Below are 26093 nucleotides of genomic sequence, written 5' to 3'. Positions count from 1 at the left end.
GGCTACACCTCACTTGCGGTTGATGTTCAAAACTGTGGTCCATCCGATCTTAAGACCTATGCAAAATGGAGTTCAGCACATCTTGAACCTCTTCCAGTTCACCCTCCGGGACAACAATTTCAAACTGATTTTTTGTCATGTTAATGGCCCGCACTTGGACAAGAAAGCCCTCTTCCGTCAGTTTCTGCTGGATTCTGTCTGCAATTTTCGCTGTTGGAGCTATATAAATAACGGTCCACATGAAAAAAGTCCTCCCGAACATAATGCACTAATGATATCATAACTACACTTTTTCCCGCAAGAAAGGGTTATTGCAGATGAAAGGAGCGTGTCCATTTTTTGCGGGAAACGTACGCCGTACGGCTCATCATTTCGTCACTGGACCTATTCATCCTCCGTTGAGGCATCCAAAGGCGTCCCCCCATGTATCGGAGGATGCTGTTGGTCCGAGCGCTGCAGCTCCTTCGGTGACTGGGGGACTTCTTCTTCGACATCCAGCTCATCCTGGTGCCTGTGAGCGATGCGGGCGGAAGCGGCTGCGGCCAGTCCGGCAACCAAATCATCCAAAAATACGTGAATGCCTGTCGCATGGTCGTTTAATTCGCGAATGATGCCCATTTTCTCTTTGTCCAAATAACCAAAGCTGGTTAAACCTATCATACCATATACATGAACGATCCCAAGAGCTAAAGTTTCATCGACTCCATATAGCGATTCATCCCGCTCCATAATGGATTGCAGCGGCTCGGGAAGCCGCTTCTGCTCCGCCAATTCATCCAAAGCGATACCGGTGTAAAGCGTATATTGAACTTCGCGTTTCTTCAATACGGTCAGCACACTATCTATGCAATCCTGCTTTTGCAATTGGGCATTGTACGGAAGCTGCAGCTTCCAGACGATATCGGCGATTCGTTCGACGGTGACACCTCGTTTTTCCAAACATTCCACAATATGCTGATGGGACATCAAAACAACGCCTCCTCCGAAACCAGATAGTCACCAAATCATCCCGTCACGACCCGCCACGGTCGAAGACGTTTATGGGTAACTAAATGTATGCAGAGAAGGCGTTAATTATTTCACTTTTACGCTATCTTTACCAAGCAGCTCTCCGATTGTTCGGAACAGCTCGGGGGAAGGTTTCACCCGATATTGGTCGCTCAGTCCAAGGGTCTTTTGACTTTTTTCATAGTAAAGAACGACATCCAGCGGCCCTTGGTGCTGCATCAGAAGCTCCTTCAAGCGGGAGAGCACCTGGGGATGCTCGTGATCGGATGATATTTTGACATAAACCCGCTGCGAGCGTGCCGCTGTTGCCGCAGGTCTCGGGTGTGGCGCAGCCGCAGGAGGGCGCGCCGGCGCTGCGGGGCGGCCTGTGGAAGGCGCAGCGGTTCGTCCGGGAGCCGCCGGGGCGGACTGCCCGAGCGGCGCCTGAGGACGCCCGGCGCGAGCCTCGCCGGAGGCGGGAGCCGGGGATGCCGAAGCCGGCTTCGGGGTACGGACGCCTGAGGGCGATCCCGAGGCCGGGCGGCGCGCCGCCTTGTGCATCAAATCCGGATCGCTTAAGGCGTACAGCTGATCCGCCAGCAGCTTGACGTCCTCGTCTCCCTGCTGCAGCTTCGCACGTACCAGGACGGGGTTGCCCTTCTGTACAAGCGGGGCATACTGCTTCCAGGCTTCGGGAAACAGCACGACCTCCGCCTTGGCCACCCGGTCCTCCAGCTCCATAAAGGCCATCGGCTGTCCCTTCTTCGTGACGATCGTCTTGCTGGAGAGAACCAGCCCGGCCACGAGCACCTCGCTATGATCCGGCAGCTCCTGCAGGAAATGAAGCGGATCGATTTCGAGCTCACGAAGCACAGCCTCGTAATCGTCCAAGGGGCTGCCCGAGATGTACAGACCGAGCAGCTCCCGCTCCAGCTCCAGCTGCTGCGTCATCGTATACGGCCGAATATCGGGATATTCGACCTCCCAATTCACTTCCTCGACAAAGCCGAACAAATGAAGCTGCAGGTCATCGCGCTCCTTGCGCCATTTGACTGCGGCATTGATCGTCTCCTCCAGCATGCCGAGCTGCTGGGCACGGTGCCCCGGCAGCGAATCGGTAGCGCCGCCCTGAATAAGCGATTCCAGCACGCGTTTATTGCACACGCGCAGGTCCACCCGCCGGCACAGGTCCATCAGACTCTCATAAGGACCGCTGTCCGAGCGGCGTTCCTGCATAATGGAGTCGATGGCGTGCGTGCCGACGTTCTTGATCGCGGCGAGGCCGAAGCGGATCGCCCCGCCCTTGCCCTGCGCAGCGGCGGAGACGGGAGCCGCTGCCGCTGCAGGGGCATCCGTCGACGCTGCAGCGCTTGCGTCGCCGCCGGAGGCGGATGCCCCTGGCGACGCCGGCTCGCCGCTGCCGGCGGGCCCTGCCGCAAGCGCAGCCGGCGCTTGCAGCGCCCGCCCCGCGGCAGGCTGCGCCACAGGCGTGAACACGACGCCGCTCTCGTTCACGTCGGGCGGCAGCACGGCGATGCCCATGCGGCGGCATTCATCCACATACTCAGCCACCTTGTTGTGGCTGCCCATGACCGCCGTCAGCATCGACGCCATAAACTGCACGGGATAATGCGCCTTCAGATAGGCGGTCTGGAACGCCAGAACGCCGTAGGCCGTCGCATGCGCGCGCGGGAAGCCGTAATCGGCAAAGCGTACGATCATATCGTACACTTTGTTCGCTTCGGCTTCGGAGAAGCCCTGCGACACGCTGCCCTTCACGAAGTGGGCGCGTTCCTCGTCGAGCACCTCGCGCTTCTTCTTGCTCACCGCGCGGCGCAGCAAGTCGGCTTCGCCGAGGCTGAACCCGGCCATCTTGGAGGCAATCTGCATAATCTGCTCCTGGTATACGATAATCCCGTACGTATCGCAGAGAATCGGCTCCAGGGTAGGGTGCGGATATTCCACCTTCAATTCGCCGTGCTTGCATTGAATGTAGCGCGGGATAAATTCCATTGGACCCGGGCGATACAAAGCAACTACGGAAATAATATCTTCAAATTCCGTCGGCCGCATATCCTTCAGCACTCTCCGAACCCCTGGAGACTCCAGCTGAAACACGCCGGTCGTATCCCCCCGGCTCAGCAGCTCATACGTCTTCGGATCGTTCATCGGCACCTTGTGGAAGTCGATCTCCGTTCCTGTCTGCTCCTTGATCCAGTGCAAGGTCCGCTCAATGATGGAGAGCGTCCTTAAGCCCAGAAAATCCATCTTCAGCAGGCCGATCGACTCCAGATGCTCCATCGAGTACTGCGTTAAGGCCGTTTGTTCGTTGCCTTCCTGCAGTGGTACATATTGAGTGAGAGGCTCGCGCGAAATGACGACGCCTGCCGCATGAGTTGAAGCGTGGCGCGGCATGCCTTCGACCTTCATCGCCATCTCCAGCAGCTGCGCCGTCTTGGGCTGCCTGGTAGCCAGCGCCTTCAGCTCCTGATTCGCCTCCACGGCTTCCGCCAGTGTAACACCAAGCTGGTGCGGGATCATTTTGGCGGCCCGGTCCACTTCGTTATAGGGGACGTTCAGTACCCTTCCGACGTCCCGAACAGCGGCCTTCGCCGCCATCGTACCGAAGGTAATGATCTGTGCCACACGGTCATTCCCATATTTTTGCACGACGTAGTCAATGACCTCATCCCGGCGGATATCGCTGAAATCAATATCAATATCAGGCATCGAAATCCGCTCCGGATTCAAGAACCGCTCAAACAGCAGATGATACCGGATCGGATCGACGTCCGTTATGCGCAGCACATAAGCAACCAGACTCCCTGCGGAGGAGCCCCTTCCCGGCCCGGTGACAATCCCCTTCTCATGGGCAAACCGGATGAAATCCCACACAATCAGAAAATAATCGGAGAAGCCCATCCGTTCAATGACTGACAACTCGTAAGCAAGACGCTCCTCTATAGACTCCCGGTACGCAGGATCCTGCCACTGCGTTACTCCGCCGTAACGGTCGGCAAGACCTTTGGCGCACAAATCGGCAAGATACTGCCCGGCTGTCAGCTGTTCCGGAATCGGCTCGAACTGAGGCAGGATCGACCGGCCGAATTCGAGCTCGAGCTTGCACCGTTCCGCCACAATTCGCGTATTCTCGATCGCCTGAGGAACATGGGCGAACAGCCGCCGCATCTCCTCGTCGCTTTTCAAATAAAGCTGACTGGACTGAAATTTTAACCGGTCGGGATCATCAACCGTTTTCCCCGTTCCGATACACAGCAAAATATCCTGCACCGCAGCGTCCGGCTCACGGATATAATGCACGTCGTTGGTCGCAACGAGCGGAATTCCTGTATCTTGATGCAGCTTGAGCAGGCTCTGCATCACTTTTTTTTGCTCGATTAGCCCGTGATCCTGGAGCTCCAGGAAAAAATCGTCTCCGAACACACTGCGGTAGCGTTCGGCCGCCAGCTTGGCCTCATCGTACCTTCCATGCAGCAAATGCTGCGACACCTCGCCGCCAAGGCATGAGCTGGTACAAATAAGCCCTTCCGAGTACTGCGCCAAATGTGCCGCATCGATTCTCGGCTTATAATGATAGCCCTGCAGATGACCGATAGAGCAAAGCTTCATCAAATTGCGGTAGCCTGTATCATTCTTCGCCAGCAGGATCAAATGATAAATCGGCTGCTCCTGTCGGGAGCCCTTATCTTTTATCGAGCCTGCGGTGTAATACACCTCGCAGCCGATAATCGGTTGAATGCCGTGCTTCCGGCATGCTTTATAAAAAGGGATTGCCCCGTACATGACGCCATGATCGGTCAGCGCCAGTGCTTTCATGCCAAGCCGTGCCGCTTGTCCGACCAGATCGTCTACACGCGCCGCACCGTCCAGCAAACTGTATTCACTATGCACATGCAGATGGACGAAGTCACTCATCTGCGCCGCCTCCCTTGCTTGTTGCCCTAATATTAAATATTTTATCATAATGCGAACACTTGTACCATAGATTAGACAAGTAGGGTTTTCACGCTTGAAGCAGGCGGGTGATCGTTTAATTCGGGTTGCTGAAAGGAAGGGATGAAGGGTGGCCGGCTTTTTGACCAAATGTGTGTTGGATTTTTTCATCGCGTTCGGAGTTGTGCTTGGAGGCACGCTGCTGGGAGGCGTTGCAGCCGTGTTAATGCTGGAGCCGCCCACAACCCGTATGCTGCTGGTGGCGGAGCAGATCAAAATTTGGGCCATTGTCGCCGCCATCGGCGGGACCATTGATCCGATCAAAGTCATCGAAAGCAACTTGGTCGAAGGGTACATTTCCCCGGCCATCAAGCAAATCATGTTTATTGTGTTCGCATTCATCGGCGCCCAGATGGGTACGACGCTTATTCACTGGATCTGCAAAGGAGGCACCAACAGTTGAGGGTTCCTTCATTCGACCATTTCTCCAGTATGGTGAAATCGGCAGGGCTGCTCATTGCCGGAGCCGTGATCGGGAGCGCCGTGTTTATGAGTATATTTCATCATAACCTGAACTCCGCCATCATCGAAAACCGCGAGCTTCAAGCCGAAAATGAAAAGCTTGCCCAGGACAATAACAACTACAAAAAAAATAGAAATCAACTAAGCACAATCAACAAAATCGAAGTGGTCGTCGAGTCTGCCGATCTCGATGCGCTGGACAAGGTGACCGAGAAGGAGCTGGAGCGGCGGGTCAGAAGCGACCTGAGGGTTGTCATCGGACTCAAGGTTTCTACCTTCGCCGAATCCCCGCATATTTATCAACAGCTGCTCTCCCAAAAAACATACCATGCCATTCTGGACAAGGATTACCTGGTTAATATAAAAACGATGCTGCTCATTCAAAACGAGCTAAAGGTATGGGTTATAGCCAAAGACTTCAAACGCCCGGTCATGTAGACGGCGGCAAGCTTACAGCTTGTGCAGCCTTTCGCTGCCGGGCGTTGCATTTCTTCCAAAATATCGTTACATTAGTAAAAGTTACGATACGATTTTAACCAATAAATAAGGAAGTGTGCTTAGCTCATGCCTATGCTCGAAATCATTCGCACTCTGCTGCCATTCATTATTTTCGTCACCCTAATCTTCTCCGTATCCTACAGCTTCCGCGCCAGAAAAACAGAGGATCCCAAACTTCGCGGCCTCTATTCGGCGAGAATGAATATTGCCATGGGCGTCATGCTGATTGTGATTGCCGTCACGCAGCTGTTCTTTTTCAACGATTCCAATCTGCGCCGGGTATTCGGAACGATCTGTGTGCTGCTGGGGCTGTTCAACTTGTTCGCCGGGCTTCGCAACCACAGCACCTTTAACCGCAGGTAGCTACACCTGGTCGATGAATTGGGCGGTCAGCATCGATTTGGCTACCAGTGTCTGGGCGTGATGGATTTCGACTTCGATTTTGCCGAATTTCCGGCTGACCTCTATAAATTTGGGCCGGATTTCGATCTCACTGTCAATCTGCACCGGCTTGACGAAATACGAGGACATGTTATCCATCACCAGGTCGCCCTTCTTCACCTCTTGCACCACATGATAAGCGGCCTGCGTCATCAAAATGGTCAGCACCCCCTCGGATACGGTTCCCAGCGGATTCGTCATCTGAGGCGTCACTTTCCCGCGAAACACCGCCTGTCCCTCCTTGCTTCTTTCCTCCGCGAAGCCGGACCAGATCAAATCCTCGAACGTTTCGCCGTTCTGCGGCTGTCTCTGAATTTGCTGCATCGCCTTGAGCACATCTTTACGGCTAATGACCGCCATCAGCTTCCGGTTGACATCAATGACCGGCAGCAGGTCAATCCCTTCCCATACCATCAAATGCGCAGCGGAAGCAACCGACGTATTGGGTGCCGCCGTCAACGGGTTGCGTGTCATAAATTTGTCAATCGTCTGCTCAGGTGAAGCCCCGATCAAATCCCGGGACGTAATCATACCGATAACCCGGTTCCACTCATCCACGACCGGAAACCGCCCGTGCCCCGTCTCCTCGTGCAGCTGCTGCCAATCCTTCAGCGTGTGGTGCCCTTTGAGCACATACACCTGCATGTGTGAGGGAACAATGTCCTCAATCAACAATATTTTTTTCTTGATAAGTCTGTCATAAATCGCCCGGTTGATCATCGAAGCTACAGTAAACGTATCATAGCTGCTTGAAATGATAGGCAGCTCCAGCTGATCCGCAAGCTGCTTCACTTCCTCACTCGTGCCGAAGCCGCCGGTGATCAGTACGCCCGCTCCCTGCTCCAATGCGCAGGTGTGGGCTTTGCTCCGGTTCCCGACAATCAGCAAGCTGCCTGCATCAATATAGCGCATCATCGCATCCTGCTGCATCGCTCCGATGACGAATTTGTTCAGCGTCTTGTGCAAGCCGCCCAAGCCGCCCAGCACCTCGCCGTCCACCATATTGACCACTTCCGCGAAAGTAAGCTTGTCGATATTGTCGCGCAGCTTTTTCTCGACCCGTACCGTACCGACTCTTTCCTTCGTGCTGACGAGTCCCAGGTTGTCCGCTTCTTTAATTGCGCGGTACGCGGTTCCTTCACTGACTTCCAGCTTCTCGGCAATTTTGCGGACGGATATTTTGGTTCCGATCTTCAAGCTTTCGATGTATTTCAATATTTGCTCATGCTTCGTCGCCGCTTCCTGAACCGTCTCCTCTGTTGACTCCATAAACTGTTACACCCCACCCCATGTATCTGTATTACTCTGTATTAATATTATAATCATTTGTACGCATAAAAAAAAGGCCTCCTTTTGACGGAGGCCGCTAAAATACGGGCGGATTGGACGCAATCGTTCTGTAGAAGCGTAAGCGTTCGCCTTTGTCCCGGGATTTTGACCGTTATAAGCGGGTTGAAATTGAAAAAATCCGGGGATAACCGCGATTGGAAGAATGATCCGTCCATGCAGCCGCAGCTTATTTAGTGGCCTCTATCGATGGAGGCAGACAGCGGTCTCCCGGGAAACGGCTAACGGGCAGGCTCTCTCCGCGAGAAACCGGCCTCCTGCAGCCATAAGAGACAGCCTGTACCGCCCAGCTCTCCGAACAGCGCCATAGCCATATCCTTCGGCGAGTCCAGCGGATCCCCTTGAATCCCCATATAATCGGCTCCCGCCTGGGAGAAGACCAAGGCAACGCCCATTTCAAGGATTTCGAAAAACGCGCTGGCGGACAAAAGCAAGGAAAAGGCGAAGCCGAGAAGCCAACCCCTCCGAAGGCTGCAATAGAATGAAATCCATTCCTGAACCGGATACAGAAGCAGCAAACCGTACGCAAAATGAACCCATCGGTCCGAAATGCCGTGCTGGGCGTGAAACGTATTTTTGAACCAAAAGTCAACGGGTGAGTATTTATACGCATAATGTGCACCTGTAAGATGAAGTGCCAGGAAAATAGCTATCAACAGGTACGACGTATTGCTGAACGTAAATCTATGGTAAGTGAAAGCTAGGAAGCCGACACAAAGCACCGGCAAGATGTTCTCGATCCACCATTGCTTCCATTCAACAGGATGGATCCCAAGTACAATCCAAAGCAGGACAAGTGCGGCCATCATCAGATGCAGCGGCCAGTTGGTCGCAAAGGTCCGTCTTTCATTATGGAGTGAGGATGATTGAAACTTCAAAGCAGGCACCTCCCGATTCATCGATTGCAGGCAGGTCGAGACGGCTTGACTAACGATCCAAGGTCCGGCAAATATACATCCGCATGCATTTTCTACCTTGCCTGTAATGCTAGATTGTCCGGAACACTCCCGCCCTATGCCCTCTTCCCACCTTTTGATGCAAAAAAAGGATACAAACCGGCCGCGAACCAAATCTGGGCGAATGCATAGACTGTAGCATATAAAACGATGGAGGTAATTACCCTATGTATAATCAACCTGAGTCTGCCCCGCTGCAAACGATTTATCAAATGGATCCAAACCTTGTCGACTCGATGCATCATATGAAGTCAAATGTGCATACGCTTTGCTCCCAGTACATGAACCACCCGGTTCAGATTCAAACGATCCATGGACAGGTGTTTGAGGGCTATATTGTCCACGTCGATTCCATGCATTTATACTTAAGAACCATGCCCGGCCATGTTGGCCAGGTGCGCGGATTTTTCAATCCGTTCCCGTCCTATTATAATTACAACAATGTCATTTTGCCGCTTGTCCTGTATGAGCTGCTGGTCATTTCTTTGCTTTAATGCTGCAAAAAGCTTTAAATGGCAAAACAAAGAGCCGTTTCCTTCACAACGCTGTGGAGGAGACGGCTCTTGTTACAGTTTTAATTCATTTTGCTCCCGGCGGAGAGCTACTTTTTGAACTGAAGCATTTTCCCTTTTCCCTGAATCGCCTTCTCCAGCTGCCATCGCTTCATCCGCTTCACCTTCGCTACTTGCCGCTTCGTTTCCTCTTCCACTCCAAGCAGCTCATGCAAATGGGCCGCCACAATAACCAGCGCAAAAGCGATCCATATGATTCCAAAAAAGGTCGCGAGCTTTGAATCCCCCTGGATATCCAGACGGGGAACGGCGTAAAACAGCATGCCCAGGGTCAGTCCCATGTAAATAATCGGTTTCATTTCTTTCATGAGGTGCAGCTCCTTTCGCTTCTTCCAAGCGCATCCCTAACTTGTACACTACATTCTATGAGCCGATAGGCCAAAATAGCACTGCACAAGCACGAGAAGAATCGGGCGTTCCTTCTCCTCATCTGCGTATAGACAAGCGCTATTCCCCCGCATATTTTAATCTCAGAGAGGGAGGCGATATGTTTGGGCAACAAAAACATCAGACCCATGACACGAACGCTGCAGCAGGCGCTGAATCGAACATCCCGCAAACCGGATAGCAAAGCTCTCATTCCGGTCATCGTTCAGTTTCAGAGCCCGGATCATCGCAAGCAAGCAGCCGATTTGAAAAAAAGAATCGCAGGTCATGCTTACCGCGAGAAAGGTCACCTGTGGGTCATCCGCGGCTGGTCAGCCCATGTTTCGCGCGCATGTCTGAAACGCATCTGCGCCTGCAAGGGAGTCAGCAAAGTTTATATGGACCGGAGGAACAAAGCCCTGCTGAATATAGCGACACCTTCCGTCGGCGGGACTGCTGCGAGGAAGAAAGGCATTACCGGCAAGGGTGTCACCATTGCCATCCTCGATACGGGCATCGCGGCCCATCCGGATTTGACAAAGCCCGGCAACCGCATTGCAGGCTTCAAGGACTTTATTCACGGCCGGAGCAAGCCTTACGATGACAACGGACACGGTACCCATGTCGCCGGGGATGCGGCGGGCAACGGGTATGCAAGCAAAGGCAAATACCGGGGCATCGCTCCCCAGGCGAAGCTCGTCGGAGTCAAGGTGCTGGACCAAAACGGCAGCGGCTTCGATTCCACCATCATCCGCGGCATTCAATGGTGCATCACAAACCGTAAACGGTACGGGATCCGCGTGCTGAACTTGTCACTCGGCAAGCCTGCAACCGAGCGTTGGACCCGTGACCCGCTGTGCAGAGCTATCGATAAGGCGGTAAAAGCCGGAATTGTCGTCACAGTAGCCGCAGGGAACGAGGGGCCCGGGCCCCGAACCATCTCTTCCCCGGGTATCACCCCGTCCGCCATTACGGTCGGCGCAGTTAATGACCGCCGGACCATCCGCCAGTCGGATGACCGGATGGCCGGCTTCTCCTCACGCGGCCCGGCCTATGGGGGAATCAAGAAGCCCGACCTCGTCGCCCCCGGCGTTGGGATCGTTTCGCTTCGCGTTCCGGGCTCGTTGTTCGATCGCACGGTACCGCGCGGCAAGCTGGGCAAGTATTACATCCGCCTTTCGGGTACCAGCTTCTCCTCCCCTCTGACAGCAGGTGCGGCGGCGCTGCTGCTGCAAAAGCAGCCCGGCCTCCGCCCCTCCCAGGTGAAGCAGCGGCTTAAAGCCAAGACGTTCCCTCTCCCCTTCGGGCAATATGCACGAGGCTCCGGCGAGCTGAATGTTCGGTTTGCCGCGGGAAAGAAGCGGTAAGTAAAACCCTCACGATACTTTCTCATCCATTGACCTCAGAAGCATATCAACTCTATTGCAGTGGGAACACCTCTATCAAGGCCTTGCAAAGATGAGCGACCGCACGCAGCGGTGCTTTCCTGGCTATGTGGTGAAAAAAAGGAAGCTCTGCCCCCGTTTAGCCGGCGGGCGGAGCTTCCTTTTGCTTTTTACCATAAAAGAATTTATCGGATATGAAAATTTGAAAGGCCTTGATACAGGTTTTCTCATAGCCATACGCATTCTCCGGCTATGCCGCTCCCTTAGGAAGCGTACGCTTGCCTGAGGCACGCAGCTTTTTCCTGAACCCGTTATAGATCGACAAGAGCAGCAGCGGAACGATCAAACTTAGTAAAAATGCGGTCAGATTATAGGAGTGATAATCCAGCATTCTGCCGCTGTTGTTGACCGCATGTGTCCGCCAGAAGGTAAGGACAGCCGGGTGCATAAGATAGACGCCGAAGGACAGCGTTCCGAGCGTCAATAACGGCTTCCCCCAAGCCGGGGAACGCTGAAGCAATTGCCGGCCGAGCCAGATGAAGCTCATGCCCGCAAACATCGGGTACAGGTTGAAAATCAATGTGTACCATAGGCCATCCAGCACGACATGCTTCCATTCTTCGAGCAGAAACAGTCCGATAAAGCTGGCTCCCAGCAGTAAGCTCAATGGAAGCACCCAGCGAATATGCTTGTTAATCCAGGCCACGAATGCATCGTAATGCATCCCTAAATAACCGCCCAAGGCAAACAGGCTGAAATACGTGACACAAAGGGAGGGAACATGTCCGAGCGGCTCTACCCAGCGATTGTAGCTGTAAAATGCCGCTTGTATAACGATCCCGATCGGGAACAGGCTCTTGGCGAACCAGCTCCAGCGTCGGCACAAGCTGACCAAGAGCGGAAATAACAAGTAAAACTGAACGATGATGACCATGAAATACAAATGGTACGATGCGTCCGCCCAAGGCAGCAGCTCGCCAAACTCCGTTAAATTGAAATGAAGATTCGCCCGGTCAAAGATCCATTGATTATACAAATAGTAAAACAACGACCAGATTAAATAAGGAAACAGCACCTGCTTCACCCGTTTGAGGTAAAAGGTAACGGCTTGCTTGCCGCTCCAATCATCATGATACCGGTAAAACAACACCAGTCCGCTAATAAAAATAAATACAGGGACGGCAAAATTACTTAGCTTATTAACCGCTAAATACAATGCCTGCGACCCGCTGCCGACCGGAAGCTCCACCGTAGCCTCCGACGTGCCGTGAATGATCAAAACCGCCAAGATCGCAATAGCTCTGACGATTTCCAGCTCCAGCAATTTCGTTTTCTTCTTAACCAATTGCAGCCCAATCCTTCCATTTCGACCTTTAAAAGCTCACCGGACCTTTAAAGAGGGTCCTTCATTTATGCAGTGTGTTTATCTTTCAGCATTGTACCACAGCTGGAGGGAAAGGATTAAATGAATCGAACAAAAACTTAAAATAATGCATAATTACTTAAAATCACTTAAATTATATTGCGTTTTATGCAGCGAAAGGGGTATAATTTGACCATGAATTCTAACGGGCCAAGGAGGTCTTGCCGTGTATCAGGAAGAACGGCTGCTCGGTATTTTACAATATTTAGCCCGGCATCCCCGCATCAATATTGAAACGATCTGCGAGCTGTTCGACGTGTCCCGGGATACCGCAAGGCGGGACATGATCAAGCTCGAGGAGCAGGGAAGCATCCTGCGAACCCGCGGAGGCGCCATTCTGCCTACCCTCTCCTCAGAGATAGCCAATTACGGCGAACGGCTGCACGACGAAGCAACGACAGAGGCGAAGAAGGCCATTGGCCGCTGCGCCGCTTCCCTGCTGCATGACGGAGACTACCTGCTGCTGAACGCTTCCACCACCGTAGCCGGCTTCGCCGAAAGCATTCAGACGCACGGTCACGTCGTCGTGACCAATTCCATTGATATTGCCAGCACACTGACGCATAAGGAACGGGTCAGCGTGCATCTGCTTGGCGGGCAGCTGCACCCCGAGCACAGGTATATCTATGGTGCGAGAGCCCTTGAAATGCTGCGCGAGTACCATGTGCATAAGCTTTTTCTCGGCACCTGCGGCATTACGCCGGACGGCTTGATGAATCTTTATGAGGAGGAAGGCTTTGTCGTCAAAGAGATGATGCGCCGTGCCGACCAAATTATCGTACTCGCCGATCATACCAAATTCGGTAAAAGACAATTCCACCGTGTCGCCGGTTTGAATCAAATCGATATTTTAATAACCGATCAGGAGCCTGATGAAGCGCTGAAGGAAGCGCTCCAGGACAACGAAGTGGATATCCGCATCGCTCCAGCCTCAGCCTCAGCTTCAGGCTTCAAAGAATCGAAAAACGCAAAGGAGAACTGAACTCATGATTAAATTAATTGTTAGTGATTTGGACGGAACGCTTATGCAAAAAGGTCATCAATTCCGTCAAGAGGACCGGGATGCGTTAATAGAGGCCATGAATCAAGGCATCATCGTGTGCTTTGCCTCCGGCCGCATGTATCCGGAAATTCGCCATGTCATGGACGAATTGGAGCTTAAGGTGCATTCCGTCTCGCAAAACGGCGCTTACGTCCATACACTGGACGGAAAGCTGATTCAGCATGATACGTTTGAAACCGGACTTATTAAACAGCTGGCTGTCGCTGCCTTGGACCTGCCCTTCATTACTGTCATGTGCAGTGCAGACAGCTACATCGTGACGGACGAGCGCCATCGCCACATTCAAGCCAATTTGCTGGCCCCTCTGCTGGTCAACCCGCATGCCGTAGAAGCGCTTGGAAGCGAGCTGATGTGCGGAAAAATCACTTACCTTGGTGACGTGAATGAGCTGTTGAAGCTGAAGCAAGCTTTACTAAGCACTTATGGGGATCATATTGACTCGTACATCGCCGATGTGGATTGTCTGGACGTGATGCCGCTGCATGTATCCAAAGGTACCGGCATACGGGCGCTGCAGAAGCATCTTGGCATTGCACCGGAAGAAACGCTGTGCATAGGCGATTCCTTCAACGATGTCTCGATGTTCAGAGATACACCGCACAGCTTCGCCATGGCGGGTGCGCACCCTGATGTGAAAGCCAAGGCAGCCTACGAAGTCCGGAGTGTAGCCGAGGCTGTCGCTTGGGCATTGAATCCTACCGAAGCAAAGGCGCAGGCTGCGAATGAATAGACTGGTCTGGATCGCCTGCTGCTTCTATTTGCTGATCGGGTTCACCTCGGTCATTGCCGCTGCCCTTCTCCCCGAGCTGCTCAGCCATTACGGCCGTAACTATGCAGACGGAGGCAATCTTGTGTTTGCCCAATTTTTCGGGTTTCTGCTCGGGGTGGTGACCCAGCCGTGGTGGTCCAAGCATTTCGGCCGCAGCCGGATGCTACTGCTCACCCTGCTGTTTATTTTCATCGGATATCTCGCCATCGGGTTCCTGCCGGCTTGGCCTGTCGTGCTGCTTTGTCTCGGGCTTGTCGGTTTCGGTTCCGGTATGATTGAATCTACCGTCGGCGCTCTAATTATTGATTCTATCGTTGAGAAAACCGCGGTGGCCATGAGCCGGCTGGAAGTATTTTTCGGTGTAGGCGCATTGGTCATGCCTATGCTGATCAGTCTTCTCATCGTATCGGGTGCCTGGCAAATGACGTTTTTTGCCGTATGCGGCTTTGCCCTGATTCTGGCGTATTTCTGGCGCAGTTACTACACCGGAAACAGACAGCTGCTGGACCGGCATGCTCCTGCAGACGGAGAGTCCACAGCTGCCTCCGCCCTGCCTGCCGGCAAAGGCAAATTATACGCCTCCATGCTGGCCGCCTGCATACTCGTTTTCGTCCTTTATGTGGGGCTGGAAATGAGCATCGTCAGCTTCCTGCCTTCCATTTTATTGGAATCAATGCAGGTTGATGCTGCTCTCGCTTCGCTTAGCGTCAGCTTTTTTTGGGGAACCATGGTGCTCGGCCGTCTGTTCTGCGGCATTTTGGCGGAGCGGTACGGATATACCCGCTATCTGCTCTGGTGTTCGCTGGGTACCGCTGTCGTCTTGATCGGCTTTGCTCTAGTCACGCAGGTGGCGGGCGCCTTCATAATGATTATGCTGCTCGGCCTTCTGATGTCGGGATTGTTCTCCATCGCTCTGGTATTCAGCAACACGCTGTTTCCCGGACGTACCGAACAAACGACAAGCAAGCTCATTGCAGCAAGCGGTATTGGAGGCGCAGGCTTTTCTTGGCTTACCGGCCGGTTCATGGAACACAATTCGGTATGGTTTACGCAATGGTTTCTCGTTCTAGTGGCTCTCTTGATGCTCGCTTTTATCGTCCTTCTCTCCCGAATGAAGCCGATTGTGAAGGATTCGGCTGCTGCCAACGGATGACCGATGACCAGCTTACGACAAACGTGATAATAGCCCTTTTCCAGCGGAGGCTCTTGATTCTACGAATCAAGCAGCTTCCGTTTTTTTGATGCGCAAAGTCCTTTATTTCCAGACCGAACAAGCAAGTGTCGTCTTATTTGAGACAGCCTTCAGATGAGTTAAGATTCATCAGTTTCTTTTCACCAAGGGCAAAACGCCCTCATATGATGGAGTAGTTCACTTGATGAGTCATGCAAGTCGGCGCTGGGAAGGAGTTACAAGCGTGAAAAGAACGAAGGTCAAGATTCAAATTCAGAATGCCGGCCTCTACCCGGACGACAAAATCATCATGCTTAGCGACGCTTTGGTTAAAAAGTGGAAAATTCCCACCCAATCGACGCTGACGCTGCGCTTTGGCTCAGCAAAGCATGAGGTCAGGATCGTTCCCCTCACACAAGCAGGCATCCTTCGGATCAACGACTCCATGGCAGCAAAATGCGGGCTGTCTCACGGCGACTCGTTGTGCATTCAATTTAAGCTCTCTACCCGAACCCTTCAGATAGGCCCTTTAATCGGCGTTATGATTAGCCGAGTTTATGCTGGAGCTGTAGATAAGCCTTTTGGGGCGATCACAGCCTTTAGCCGGGAGCTTACTGATGCTTGCAAAATATACGGTGCGTCGGTCTTTTTCTTTACTCCGGAAGAATGCGGTTCAGGGGATACCCTTCGGGGCTGGCACTATGCCGGGAAGTGGGTCAAAAGCTCGTTTCCGGTTCCGAACATCATTTATAACCGGCTGACGGCCCGGAAGCTGGAAAATCGGGCGAATGTTCAACAGTTTATTCGTCATGCCAAAAATCAGCACCAAACCGTTATGTTCAATGAAAAATATTTGAACAAGACCGAGGTGTTCGATGCCCTCCGCAAGGAAACCGGGCTCCATATTTACTTGCCCGAATCGTATTTGCTGCGCAACTTTCAAATGCTGAAATCGATGTGCACCAAGTACTCCACTGTGTTTCTAAAGCCCATTACCGGCAGTCTCGGCAAGGGGATTATTCGGGTCAAGCGGCAGCCGGACAACACGTACGTGTGTCATTTCACAAATTTGAACGGGGCCCGCAAGCAAACCTTTGACAGTTTGAGTGCGATGTTTTCCAGCTTATCCGGCAAAATCAAACAGCAGCGCCATCAGATTCAACAAGGCCTTAATCTCATTTCCATCGGCGGCCGTCCAGTCGACTTCCGTGCACTGGTGCAGCGTAACGAGCTCGGGCAATGGGGAATTACCTCCATCGTGGCCCGGATTGCAGGGAATCATCATTTCGTATCCAACCTGGCCCGTGGCGGAAGCTTATCCTCTGTAAAGGATGCCCTCGTCCGTTCCAATTTCCCTTCCGGGGCGGAAGGCAACAGCAAGCTTCGCAGGGCGGCGCTAGCCATCGCAAAGGGCGTCGAGACACAAATCCCGGGACATTTTGCCGAATTGGGCATCGATCTGGCGTTGGATACGCAGGGACGGGTCTGGCTGCTGGAGGTTAATTCCAAACCGTCCAAGGATGACAATACCCCCTTATCGGGGAATGAAAGCAAAATCCGCCCGTCCGTGAAGCAGATTGTGCAGTATTCCCGATACGCAGCCAAATTTTAAAAAGGCTGAGGTGAAGCTCATGATGACACCATCGTCACGTTACGTTCTGGGCATCATGACCACACAAACAGAAGGCGAGTTTCCTTTCCTAAATCGTGGCTTTTACCGCCGCTTATGTATCGCCGGCAGCCATTTCGGGCTGCAAGCGTTTGTCTTTACCCCTCAAGGCGTGGACAGTTTAATGGGTCTTATCCACGGCTACGCTTACGATCCGTTGGAGCGCAGGTGGCGGCAGGGAACCTTCGACCTGCCTGATGTGATTTACGACCGCTGCTTCTTCACGACCCGAAGGCAGTATGCGGAATACCGGAATGCCGTCCGCAGACTGCGCGAGCACCGCCCTGCCCTTTTTTTGGGCTACGGCCTACGGGGCAAATGGGAAGTTCAGCATATGCTGGAACAAGACGATCGTCTAAAGCCTTACTTGCCGCAAACGGAGGTCATGCGCAGCGTACGCTCCGTCGCGGATTGGCTGAAAGCCCGCGGCGAGGTGCTGCTGAAGCCGCAGGGCGGCTCGCAGGGCCGCGGCGTGCTGCTTGTGCAGCGCAGCACTGCCCAAGCGGCCCCCGGCGCAGCCGGGCTCGCGGCTGCGCCGGGCGTCGCGCCCGAGGGCACGGTAAAGGCCGTCCCGGCCTTTACCGTGCGCGGGCGCGACGGGCGCAACCGCATCGTCGAGCGCAGCTTCGACGATGCGGCAGCGCTCCTGCGCTGGCTGCGCCGGTTCACGGCGCAGCGGGGCTATCTGCTGCAGCAGTTCCTGCAGCTGCAGGGACCCGGCGGCGGCGCGTACGACGTGCGCGCGCTCGTGCAAAAGGACGGCGCCGGCCTCTGGCAGGTGACCGGCATGGCCGTGAGAAGAGGTCAAGACGGCAGTCTGACCTCGAACCTGCACGGCGGAGGCACCGTGGAGCCGGCGGACGCCTTTCTGGCGAAGCTGTTTGGGGCCGCCAAATCCCAGCAGCTGGTAAAAGACCTGCTGTGGCTTTCCAAGCGGATCCCCGAAGCTTTGGAAACCTATCACGGGCGGCTAGCCGAGCTTGGGATCGATTATGGCGTCGATACCCAAGGGCGAATATGGATTTTGGAGGTTAACTCCAAACCAGGCCGCTCCATCTTTACTTATTTACATGATGATCAAGCTCGCTACAACGCTGTAGTGAACCCGGTACGATACGCACGTTATTTGATGCAGCAATCCCGTTAACAGTCCGAAGCTGGCAGCGACCTCTGATCCCCCCAAAAAAACAATGGCCATGCTTACGAAATGGACTTTGCATTCGCAAAGCCGGATTATGCTTACGAAGTGGACTTTGCATTCGCAAAGCCGGATTATGCTTACGAAATGGACTTTGCATTCGCAAAGCCCGGATTATGCTTACGAAGTGGACTTTGCATTCGCAAAGCCCGGATTATGCTTACGAAGTGGACTTTGCATTCGCAAAGCCCTTAGGAGGAAACCCATGAGTTTGACTACTTGCACGATTCATGTGACACAGAGGAATGAGAAAGTAATCTACTTGACTAGTGAATTGGCGAGAACTCTCAAGCTGGCGAAGACGAAATCCTTGATTCTGCACGTAGGCAGCAAAAGTACTGCGGCAGGCTTCAAAGTATTGAAAAAAACAGGATACCACCTGTACGTGCCGCTATCCATCATCGCACAGCTGCGGATTCCGCATTTGGGCACCACGATGATTTTATCCCATAACGGCAAGGATCTTCGTCTTGGTCCTTTAATCGGGATTTTGACCGGAATTACCGGCAGCGCGTCGGCTCCCTTCGGCTCCCGAACCGAGTTCATACGCCAATTCATGCGGGTAGGCTATGACAAGTCGTTTTATTTCGCTTTTTCCCCACGGGATGTGAATTGGACTCAAGAGACGATTACGGGCATCTTTCCCAAAAGAGAAGGCGGCTGGTTCCGCAAAACCGTCCCGCTGCCCGACGTCGTCTACAATCGGCTGCCGAGCCGCAAGGCTGAGAAGCTGGCATCAATGAATGCCTTCAAGCAGCGCTTTGTCAAGCGCGGCATCCCCTTATTCAACTGGGCCTTTTTCGAAAAATGGGATATTTATAACCTGCTGGAAGGGACGGAAGCGTTCAAGCATGTACCGGAATCTCATATTGACCCGTCCCCCAGCCAGATCAAAGACATGCTCGATAAACACAAATTCATTTACCTGAAGCCAACCGGCGGGAGCCTCGGTATTGGCATTTACCGGCTGACGTACAATCCCAAACGGGGCTACTATGTCCGCTTCCGCCGTGGAGGCAAGAACGTGCTGCTGCGCTTCAGCAAGTTCGAATCGCTAATGAATTTATTGAACCGGAGCAGCGTCCGGCTGAATCATTACGTGGCTCAGCAAGGGATCCGCTTGATCGAGCTGGATAACTGCCCAATCGACTTCCGTTTCCATCTTACCAAGAACATCAACAATCAATGGGTTGTCGCAGGAATTGGAGCCAAAAAAGCCGGCAAGGGCAGTGTCACCACGCACGTGCGTACGGGCGGGCAGCTGATGACCCCGGATCACGTGTTGAAGCAAATGTTCGGCAGCCGGGCCGATCAGGTTTTGGGGACCGCCAAAGAGGCGGCCATTAAGCTGGCTGAAGCGATAGAACGCAAGGATCAGCATACGCTGGGCGAGCTGGGCTTCGATATCGGTATCGATCAAAGCGAACGTATCTGGATGTTTGAAGCCAACTCGAAGCCAGGCCGCTCCATCTTCAAGCATCCGGCTCTCAAAGGAGAAGGAAAGGCAGCGCTGCAATACATTTACGATTACTGCCTGTTCCTGAGCCGATTTCGTCCAAGGAGGGAATCCTGAGTGGAACTTCTCCTACATCAAAAGCCGCAGCGACCTACCATGGCCATTCTCACTTATTCCGATGAGAAAAGGCTTTTTCGCGGAAATCAAGAGAATTTTATCGACCTGATCCGCACCGGTGAAGAAAAGGGCGTTCTGGTCTACGTCATGACCACCTCTGATTTTAAATTGACCGGCAAGAGCGCCGTTGGTTTCTCTTATCATTTTCAAACCAAGTCTTGGAAAAAAGAGCTGCTCCCTCTGCCCCACGTCATTTATAACCGGATTCCATACCGGAAATTCGAGCTGCTTCCCGAGGTGCAGCAGATTATACAAACCTGCATGAAGCATGGGCAGATTCAATTTTTCAATCCTGCTTTCTTTAACAAATGGACCTTGTTCGAATGGCTGAATAAATCGAAGGAAACGCAGGAATTTATTCCGACCACCCAGAAGCTGACGACAAGCGATGAGCTGGAGAAGCTGCTGCAGAAGCATCCCAGTCTTTACTTGAAGCCGATTCGCGGGAAAGCAGGCAAAGGCATCATGAAGGTCAGCCGGGTACAGGATAAATCCAAATCCCGCCGATTTCAGCTGAGTGTGCAGGATAAAACCAAAAGTCACATTTCCCGTTACACGAATGTCGTGCAGCTGTGGACCCAAATCCAGGATATGATCGGAACGCAGGACTACATTATGCAGCAGGGGATTACACTTTCCAACTACAAGCAGCGTCCCTTCGATCTCCGGGTGCTTGTTCAAAAAAACGGCCTGGGCGAATGGAATATCGCAGGTGTCGGCGCCCGGCTTGCCGGCAAGATGAGTATTACCACCCACGTTCCGCGCGGAGGCTCGATCGATGATCCCGCCAAGCTGCTGGGTGCAGGCTTCGGCACGCTGGGCACCCGCAAAATATTGCGCCGTGCCAAACGAGTGGCTCTTATCATTGCCAAACAAATTGAGAAATCCAGCGGAACGATGCTAGGCGAAATGTCTATGGATCTAGGTGTGGACGGGAACGGACAGATCTGGTTTTTCGAAGCCAACTCCAAGCCCATGAAGTTCGATGAGCCCCATATCCGCAAAAAGTCGCTCGATAACCTGATTCTGTACTGCATTCATTTATCCAAAATCAGCGCAAAAAAACCGAAAGCGGCAGGCTCCGTCAAGAAAAAGGCGTCCAAATCAGCACCTCAAAAAGCAAGCAGGTGATTTAATGTGAATCCCCCCTACCAATTAGGCGTCTTGGCTATGTATCTGGAGGAAAGAAAGCTCGAGGAGCTTTCTTTTTTCCGCAAGCTGTCGATCTACGGACAAAAGATGGGCATCGAGGTGCTCGTCTTTACTCCGGACGACATTCACGCGTCCAAGTCCAGAATTCAAGCTCTTTACTATAACACGGCTGCGCGCAAATGGCAGCGCAAATGGACCTATTTTCCAGAGCTGATCTACGACCGCTGCCGTTATCACGGGATGGAAAATTACCGCAAAATTAGCAGGTTCCGTTCTCAGTACAATAGAAGATTAAAATATCTCAGCAACCCGCTTGCCAATAAATGGTCCATGCATCAAATTTTATCCGAAAATGAGGAGATCGCCTCCCATTTACCGGCAACCGTGCGCTATAACGGCAGTAAAGAGCTGATCCAATTTTTGAAAAAATACCAACGGATTTATTTGAAGCCTCGCAGCGGTACCGGAGGCCGGGGCATCATCCGTCTGCAAATGACCCACGGCTCCGGATTCTTGATGCAGGGCCGCGACCAAAACCGGCATATCATCCGCCCTCAAAGGGTGTACGAGATGCAAATATCGGCCAAACTCAGCACCTGGAAGCTGAACGACCGGTATATTGTACAGCAGGGAATCCCCCTTTCGCTAAAGGACGGGCGGGTCCATGATTTCCGTATGCTTGTGCAAAAGAACGGCAAGGGCGAATGGGAAATTACCGGCTGCGCGGGACGTGTCGGACCCCGCAATTCCGTGACTTCCAACCTGCATGGCGGCGGCACGGCTGTACCTATGGATACCTTGCTGCTTCTCCGCTTTGAGAATCAAGCCAAGGTGGAGGAGATTAAAGAAGAAGCCTACAAGCTCGGCATGAATGTCGCGGAATTTATTGAGAAAAAATTCGGTCAACAGGTCGAGATCGGCATCGATTTGGCCATTGATCCCAAAGGCAAGGTATGGCTGCTGGAAGTCAATCCGAAGCCGTCCCGGGAAGTGTTTCATAAAATCGGTGAGACGGAAACGTACCGTAAAGCGATTACCCGCCCGCTGGAATATGCCTCGTGGCTGATGAAGAGGAAGAAAAGCAAGAAAGAATAAGATTGAGTCGAATCCAAGCTTGTCTTGGTTCGGCAACGAAAAAAGCATAGCAGGCGGAATAGCCTGCTATGCTTGGTTTATTTTATAAGTGCCGCGAGTTCTTCAAAATGGGAAAGGATGGCATGCGCCCCCTCCAGCTCGCCTTCTTTACGGAAGCCTGCATAATCGCAGCCGATCACGGTTAGCCCATTCTTCAAGCCCGCCTCCACATCCGAGGAGCGGTCCCCCACCATCCAGGCGGAGCGCACATCATAAGTATCCATCAGCATCCGAACCAAATCGACCTTGGATCGGGTCTGGAATTCTCCTGCGCTGTACAAGCCTTCAAATAGCGGAGCCAGCCCTTTATGCTCGACAACACCTTTAACATAGGGCTCCAGTCCGTTGCTCGCTACGAACAGCCTGACGCCTTGGCTGCGCAGCCTGGACAATGTATCGGCAACCGAATCGTACATCCGGCCGTCGCCCTGTCGCAGTCCCTCCAATTGATAGTCCAGCAGCAGGCTGTCTGCACGCCGGTGCACCGCTGGATCCACGTCCGGCATCACGCGCTGCCAAATATGCTCCAGGAGCATTCCCAGGCTGCCCAGGATCAGGCTCTCCGGCGGAGTTTCCCCCTTGTACAGTCCTTCTGCCCGGAGCGTATCGAACATGGCATGGTATGCTGGCAGCAGCAGTGTTTCTGTCTGGAACAGGGTGCCATCCAAATCAAAAATCATGGCATCCGGTTTTTCAAATGTCGCTTGCAAAACTTTCCCTCCCCTGATCATCACGTTTCACGTTCTATACAATCACGATTCGTATAGAATGTCAAACGGTGGAAGGTACCATGGAGTTATCTGCCCGGCATCAATATCGTGCTAGAGCACCGTACTCATCGGTACATGAAATCCATAGACCAGGGCCACAACGATAAGAACGGATAAGCCGTATGCCAATATCGGGTTACGGTGATGCAGGAGCAGCATGGGGAACATCATGCAGTCAAAGATGGTAGACCAGGCCCAGCTCCAGTCGTGGTCGTACACGATCCGTCCTGTCTCGGACAGCACCCACTCGCATGCCGAATAAATAAGGACCCACCAAGCCAAGTAGATTAACTGCTTCCACTTGCCGGACTTCGGATACCTGTCCAAAAAAAGCAGGACCGTCGCCGGAAAAATAATGAAGGTGTATACGAGCTCAGTATGTACGGGGTAAGCCGCATTATCGGGAACAAAATACCATACCATATATTGACTCGAGAAAAATAAATGCAGCAGGTTTCCCGAAATCATGAACAAGATTGTCGCATGATAATCGTAAAATCGCCTCCATGCCTGGGATGCGGCCAAAAAGAACAGGGATATGACTGCGATGCTGATATGAATCCCAATCTCCTCATTTCTTCTAACTTAGAATATCCTTTCTGTTATTATATACAATATTTGTAAATTAAATCATTAATTTCTAGTTTTTCGCAGTTGTTTATTCCGCGACTGAGAAAACCTCTATCAGCGCCTTTCAAGAGGTGAAAAGCCCCTAATCCTGCCTTGTGGAGGCAGTTTTTAGAGGCTTTAGGCTTAGAGTGGATGGTGTTCCTCCCGTTAAAAAATTTTTTTCGCATCCCGCTCCGTCTTCAATATTTCGACCGCTTCGTGGAAGCGCAACGAATGAATGATCTCTCTCTCCCTTAGAAATTTCAAGCTGTCCTGCAAATCCACATCATCGGTCATATCAATTAACCACTGATAAGTCGCCCTTGCCTTCTCCTCCGCTGCAATATCCTCATACAAATCAGCGATGGGGTCCCCCTTCGCCTGAATATAGGCTGCCGTCCATGGCACTCCAGCGGCATTGCTATAAAACAAAGCCCGGTCATGGCTGACGTAATGCTCCTCCAGACCAGCGGCCTTAATTTGCTCAATCGTCGCATCTTTTGTCAGCTTATAAACCATTGTGGCGATCATTTCCAGATGGGCAAACTCCTCGGTGCCAATATCCGTCAGCAAGCCTATCACCTTATCGGGTATCGTATAGCGTTGATTCAAATAACGCAGCGCAGCGGCCAGCTCCCCGTCGGCCCCTCCGTACTGCTCCAACAGGAGCTTTGCCATATGGGGATCGCATTTGCTTACACGTACCGGGTACTGCAGCTTCTTCTCATAGATCCACATGCGTCCGATCTCCCCTCCCTTAGATTATCGAGCTCCACAACAGCTATACCTGCCAGGGCCAAGGGGTGTTGACCCACTGCCAAGGGTGAGCGGAGAAGCTCTGGCCGTAGCTCTTCAATGGACCGAATTCCCGTTCGAACTGGTGAGCGATCTGCATTCGCTGCTGTGCACAGTGATTGTACTGCTGGAGAGCCTGCCCATCCAGAGGATGCGTATCCAGATAGAGCGTCAGCTCCACCAACACGAAGTCAACGGTTTGCAGCTCCTGCAGCATCGTGTAAAAATGCTGAGGCATTTGTTTTTCTGCGGACAATGCGGTTCACTCCTTTCCATTGCCTCACTTAGCAATTGGGCTCATAAGGGCTGTAAAGCGCAGGCCACAGCGTCCCATGCCTCAACGCCTCGTGCGGAGAAAATTGGGGAAGGTTCATAGGCTGAAACGTGATAAACAAATTGGGCGGGGTATAATACGTTTTCTCATAGATAGGCGGACAAGGATCATGCGGACTGATATAGGGAAACCATACTTTTACCTGATTCACCATGAATGCCTTCTTTCCTGGGTTATGAGTTTCTGTTCCCCATATTTATATCTGACTCTTCTCGTCCATTATGCTTACTAAATTTTCTATGCACAAAAAAGACGGGCCCTGTCGATAATCGATCAGGCCCGTCTCCATCTAGGCGTCAAGCTTAATATTAATTTTGAGTAATCCGATTCGCCGCAGCGCTTGATAAACGATAATGATGACGGGTCCGAGAATCAGACCGATGACTCCTATCAGCTTAAAGCCGACATACATGCTGACCAATGCCGCCAAAGCATTGATCCCGACGGCATCCCCGATAATTTTCGGTTCGATCAGCTTACGGAAAATCATAATGAACACGAGTAAAATGATAAGTCCAATCCCTAAATGCATATTCCCTGCCAGCATACTGTAGATGGCCCACGGAACGAGCACCGCGCTTGTACCCAAGATGGGCAAAATATCCACTATGACGATAAGCAGCGCAATCGCTAACGGGTAATCCACCCGGAGGAAGAGCAGACCGATTAAGGTCACGATATAGGTAAGCAAGCTGATCAGAAATTGAGCGAAAAGAAACCCGAGGATCGCGCGGCGCAGATCGTTCAGTACGCTCATTACCTTCGGTTGGGATTTGTTCTCGAATAATCGCAGAAACGATTGAAGCAGGTTAGGCAAACTGATCGAAATTAAGTACAGCCCGATCACGAACACGACGAAGAAAATAAGCATATTCGGAATCGTCTTCGCTACATTCAGGAAGTACGAAGAAATGGCGGTGAGGATGCCCTTCAGGTTTTCCGTCACGGTGTTAATGCCCGTTTCTACAAAGCCTTGAAGCTGCTCTGCCAGTCCATGCGGCAGCGTGCTGTAAAACAATCGCGTTTTCTCTGTCGTATCATCGAAAAACAGCTTTGCATCATTCAAATAATCCGGTGCATTTTTCCAAAATTGAATCGTCTCTGATACCATCTTGAATCCGATTAATGAGAAAAAGCCAAGCACCATCCCTGTAAACAGGGTACAGATAACGATAGCAGCGAGCACCCGGTTCATTCGACCGTATTTCACTGCAAACTGTACCAAAGGTTCAAGGAATATCGCTATGAGCATGGCCAACAAAAACGGAAATCCGATGGTAAACAATCCATACAGCAGCACAATGCCCATAGCGCAAAATAGAATCGTTCGCAATGACATGATTCG

The 26093-nt window shown here is 52.4% G+C and carries 26 protein-coding genes; 13 read left to right on the top strand and 13 right to left on the bottom strand.

The annotated features are described in order from the left end of the window. Nucleotides 1–49: 49 nt before the first annotated feature. The 3 genes from CF651_RS21040 to CF651_RS21030 all read right to left on the bottom strand — a co-directional run bounded on the left by CF651_RS21040 (nt 50) and on the right by CF651_RS21030 (nt 4923). Nucleotides 50–241, bottom strand: a complete 192-nt coding sequence (locus CF651_RS21040; RefSeq protein ID WP_094016843.1) for a glutamate decarboxylase — start codon at nt 239–241, stop codon at nt 50–52. A 143-nt stretch (nt 242–384) separates the two neighbouring features. Next, complete coding sequence (locus tag CF651_RS21035) at nt 385–966, bottom strand: phosphatidylglycerophosphatase A family protein (protein ID WP_094016842.1); 582 nt, start codon at nt 964–966, stop codon at nt 385–387. A 108-nt stretch (nt 967–1074) separates the two neighbouring features. After that, on the bottom strand, nt 1075–4923 hold the full coding sequence (locus CF651_RS21030; RefSeq protein WP_094016841.1) for a DNA polymerase III subunit alpha: 3849 nt from the start codon (nt 4921–4923) through the stop codon (nt 1075–1077). A 148-nt stretch (nt 4924–5071) separates the two neighbouring features. On the opposite strand from CF651_RS21030, the gene CF651_RS21025 reads away from it, so the two are divergent. The 3 genes from CF651_RS21025 to CF651_RS21015 all read left to right on the top strand — a co-directional run bounded on the left by CF651_RS21025 (nt 5072) and on the right by CF651_RS21015 (nt 6324). After that, nucleotides 5072–5404, top strand: a complete 333-nt coding sequence (locus tag CF651_RS21025) for a YtrH family sporulation protein (RefSeq protein ID WP_094016840.1) — start codon at nt 5072–5074, stop codon at nt 5402–5404. Beyond that, a complete protein-coding gene (locus CF651_RS21020) occupies nt 5401–5901 on the top strand; it encodes a sporulation membrane protein YtrI (protein WP_245856077.1) in 501 nt (166 codons plus the stop codon). Before CF651_RS21025 ends, CF651_RS21020 begins: the two co-directional genes overlap by 4 nt. 126 nt (nt 5902–6027) lie before the next feature. Further along, nucleotides 6028–6324 (top strand): YtpI family protein, encoded by a 297-nt coding sequence (locus tag CF651_RS21015; protein WP_342746602.1) that lies wholly within the window; start codon nt 6028–6030, stop codon nt 6322–6324. Here the strand turns inward: CF651_RS21015 and CF651_RS21010 are convergent, their stop codons facing one another. Further along, a complete protein-coding gene (locus CF651_RS21010; protein WP_094016839.1) occupies nt 6325–7671 on the bottom strand; it encodes a DRTGG domain-containing protein in 1347 nt (448 codons plus the stop codon). It abuts the gene before it with no gap. Nucleotides 7672–7970: 299 nt separating this feature from the next. Beyond that, nucleotides 7971–8627 carry a DUF2238 domain-containing protein gene (locus CF651_RS21005; RefSeq protein WP_179232917.1) on the bottom strand — a complete coding sequence of 219 codons (657 nt, stop codon included), beginning with the start codon at nt 8625–8627 and terminating at the stop codon, nt 7971–7973. 245 nt (nt 8628–8872) lie between these two features. Here CF651_RS21005 and CF651_RS21000 point away from each other — a divergent pair, with 245 nt between their 5' ends. Then, nucleotides 8873–9199, top strand: a complete 327-nt coding sequence (locus CF651_RS21000) for a hypothetical protein (RefSeq protein WP_094016837.1) — start codon at nt 8873–8875, stop codon at nt 9197–9199. A gap of 107 nt (nt 9200–9306) precedes the next feature. Here the strand turns inward: CF651_RS21000 and CF651_RS20995 are convergent, their stop codons facing one another. Next, nucleotides 9307–9585 carry a hypothetical protein gene (locus CF651_RS20995; RefSeq protein WP_094016836.1) on the bottom strand — a complete coding sequence of 93 codons (279 nt, stop codon included), beginning with the start codon at nt 9583–9585 and terminating at the stop codon, nt 9307–9309. A 183-nt stretch (nt 9586–9768) separates the two neighbouring features. Between CF651_RS20995 and CF651_RS20990 the strand changes: the two genes are divergently transcribed. Next, nucleotides 9769–11010 carry a S8 family peptidase gene (locus CF651_RS20990; protein ID WP_094016835.1) on the top strand — a complete coding sequence of 414 codons (1242 nt, stop codon included), beginning with the start codon at nt 9769–9771 and terminating at the stop codon, nt 11008–11010. 268 nt (nt 11011–11278) lie between these two features. On the opposite strand, the gene CF651_RS20985 is transcribed toward CF651_RS20990, so the two are convergent. Then, nucleotides 11279–12373, bottom strand: a complete 1095-nt coding sequence (locus tag CF651_RS20985; RefSeq protein ID WP_245856076.1) for an acyltransferase — start codon at nt 12371–12373, stop codon at nt 11279–11281. A 244-nt stretch (nt 12374–12617) separates the two neighbouring features. On the opposite strand from CF651_RS20985, the gene CF651_RS20980 reads away from it, so the two are divergent. The 8 genes from CF651_RS20980 (at nt 12618) to CF651_RS20945 (ending at nt 22201) form a co-directional block, all read left to right on the top strand. Then, a complete protein-coding gene (locus CF651_RS20980) occupies nt 12618–13433 on the top strand; it encodes a DeoR/GlpR family DNA-binding transcription regulator (protein ID WP_094016833.1) in 816 nt (271 codons plus the stop codon). Nucleotides 13434–13437: 4 nt separating this feature from the next. Continuing rightward, nucleotides 13438–14244, top strand: a complete 807-nt coding sequence (locus CF651_RS20975) for an HAD family hydrolase (protein WP_094016832.1) — start codon at nt 13438–13440, stop codon at nt 14242–14244. After that, a complete protein-coding gene (locus CF651_RS20970) occupies nt 14237–15436 on the top strand; it encodes an MFS transporter (RefSeq protein ID WP_094016831.1) in 1200 nt (399 codons plus the stop codon). Before CF651_RS20975 ends, CF651_RS20970 begins: the two co-directional genes overlap by 8 nt. A 262-nt stretch (nt 15437–15698) precedes the next feature. After that, complete coding sequence (locus CF651_RS20965) at nt 15699–17066, top strand: YheC/YheD family endospore coat-associated protein (protein ID WP_094016830.1); 1368 nt, start codon at nt 15699–15701, stop codon at nt 17064–17066. Nucleotides 17067–17085: 19 nt separating this feature from the next. After that, nucleotides 17086–18270 (top strand): YheC/YheD family endospore coat-associated protein, encoded by a 1185-nt coding sequence (locus CF651_RS20960; protein WP_094016829.1) that lies wholly within the window; start codon nt 17086–17088, stop codon nt 18268–18270. A 256-nt stretch (nt 18271–18526) separates the two neighbouring features. Continuing rightward, nucleotides 18527–19894 carry a YheC/YheD family endospore coat-associated protein gene (locus CF651_RS20955; protein ID WP_094016828.1) on the top strand — a complete coding sequence of 456 codons (1368 nt, stop codon included), beginning with the start codon at nt 18527–18529 and terminating at the stop codon, nt 19892–19894. A 39-nt stretch (nt 19895–19933) separates the two neighbouring features. Next, entirely contained in the window at nt 19934–21085 is a 1152-nt protein-coding gene (locus CF651_RS20950; RefSeq protein ID WP_094016972.1) for a YheC/YheD family endospore coat-associated protein, read from the top strand. A 6-nt stretch (nt 21086–21091) separates the two neighbouring features. Beyond that, the gene (locus CF651_RS20945) at nt 21092–22201 is read left to right on the top strand and encodes a YheC/YheD family endospore coat-associated protein (RefSeq protein ID WP_245856075.1); all 1110 of its coding nucleotides are present in this window, start codon (nt 21092–21094) and stop codon (nt 22199–22201) included. Between the two features lie 77 nt (nt 22202–22278). On the opposite strand, the gene CF651_RS20940 is transcribed toward CF651_RS20945, so the two are convergent. The 6 genes from CF651_RS20940 to ytvI all read right to left on the bottom strand — a co-directional run bounded on the left by CF651_RS20940 (nt 22279) and on the right by ytvI (nt 26087). After that, on the bottom strand, nt 22279–22920 hold the full coding sequence (locus CF651_RS20940) for an HAD family hydrolase (protein ID WP_245856085.1): 642 nt from the start codon (nt 22918–22920) through the stop codon (nt 22279–22281). A 141-nt stretch (nt 22921–23061) separates the two neighbouring features. Then, complete coding sequence (locus tag CF651_RS20935) at nt 23062–23535, bottom strand: CBO0543 family protein (RefSeq protein WP_281254494.1); 474 nt, start codon at nt 23533–23535, stop codon at nt 23062–23064. Nucleotides 23536–23787: 252 nt separating this feature from the next. Next, complete coding sequence (locus CF651_RS20930; RefSeq protein ID WP_094016824.1) at nt 23788–24357, bottom strand: manganese catalase family protein; 570 nt, start codon at nt 24355–24357, stop codon at nt 23788–23790. 43 nt (nt 24358–24400) lie between these two features. Then, entirely contained in the window at nt 24401–24652 is a 252-nt protein-coding gene (locus CF651_RS20925) for a spore coat protein CotJB (RefSeq protein ID WP_094016971.1), read from the bottom strand. A 46-nt stretch (nt 24653–24698) separates the two neighbouring features. Continuing rightward, nucleotides 24699–24902: a spore coat associated protein CotJA gene (locus CF651_RS20920; protein WP_094016823.1), complete on the bottom strand. Its 204-nt coding sequence runs from the start codon at nt 24900–24902 to the stop codon at nt 24699–24701. A 135-nt stretch (nt 24903–25037) separates the two neighbouring features. Then, nucleotides 25038–26087, bottom strand: coding sequence for a sporulation integral membrane protein YtvI (gene ytvI / locus CF651_RS20915; protein ID WP_094016822.1), 1050 nt, complete (start codon nt 26085–26087; stop codon nt 25038–25040). Between the last annotated feature and the right edge of the window lie 6 nt (nt 26088–26093).

This window comes from Paenibacillus rigui (genome assembly GCF_002234615.1).
GTDB lineage: Bacteria > Bacillota > Bacilli > Paenibacillales > NBRC-103111 > Paenibacillus_S > Paenibacillus_S rigui.
The sequence above is the reverse complement of the archived record's forward strand: the minus strand, read 5'-3'. Positions and strand labels throughout refer to the sequence as shown.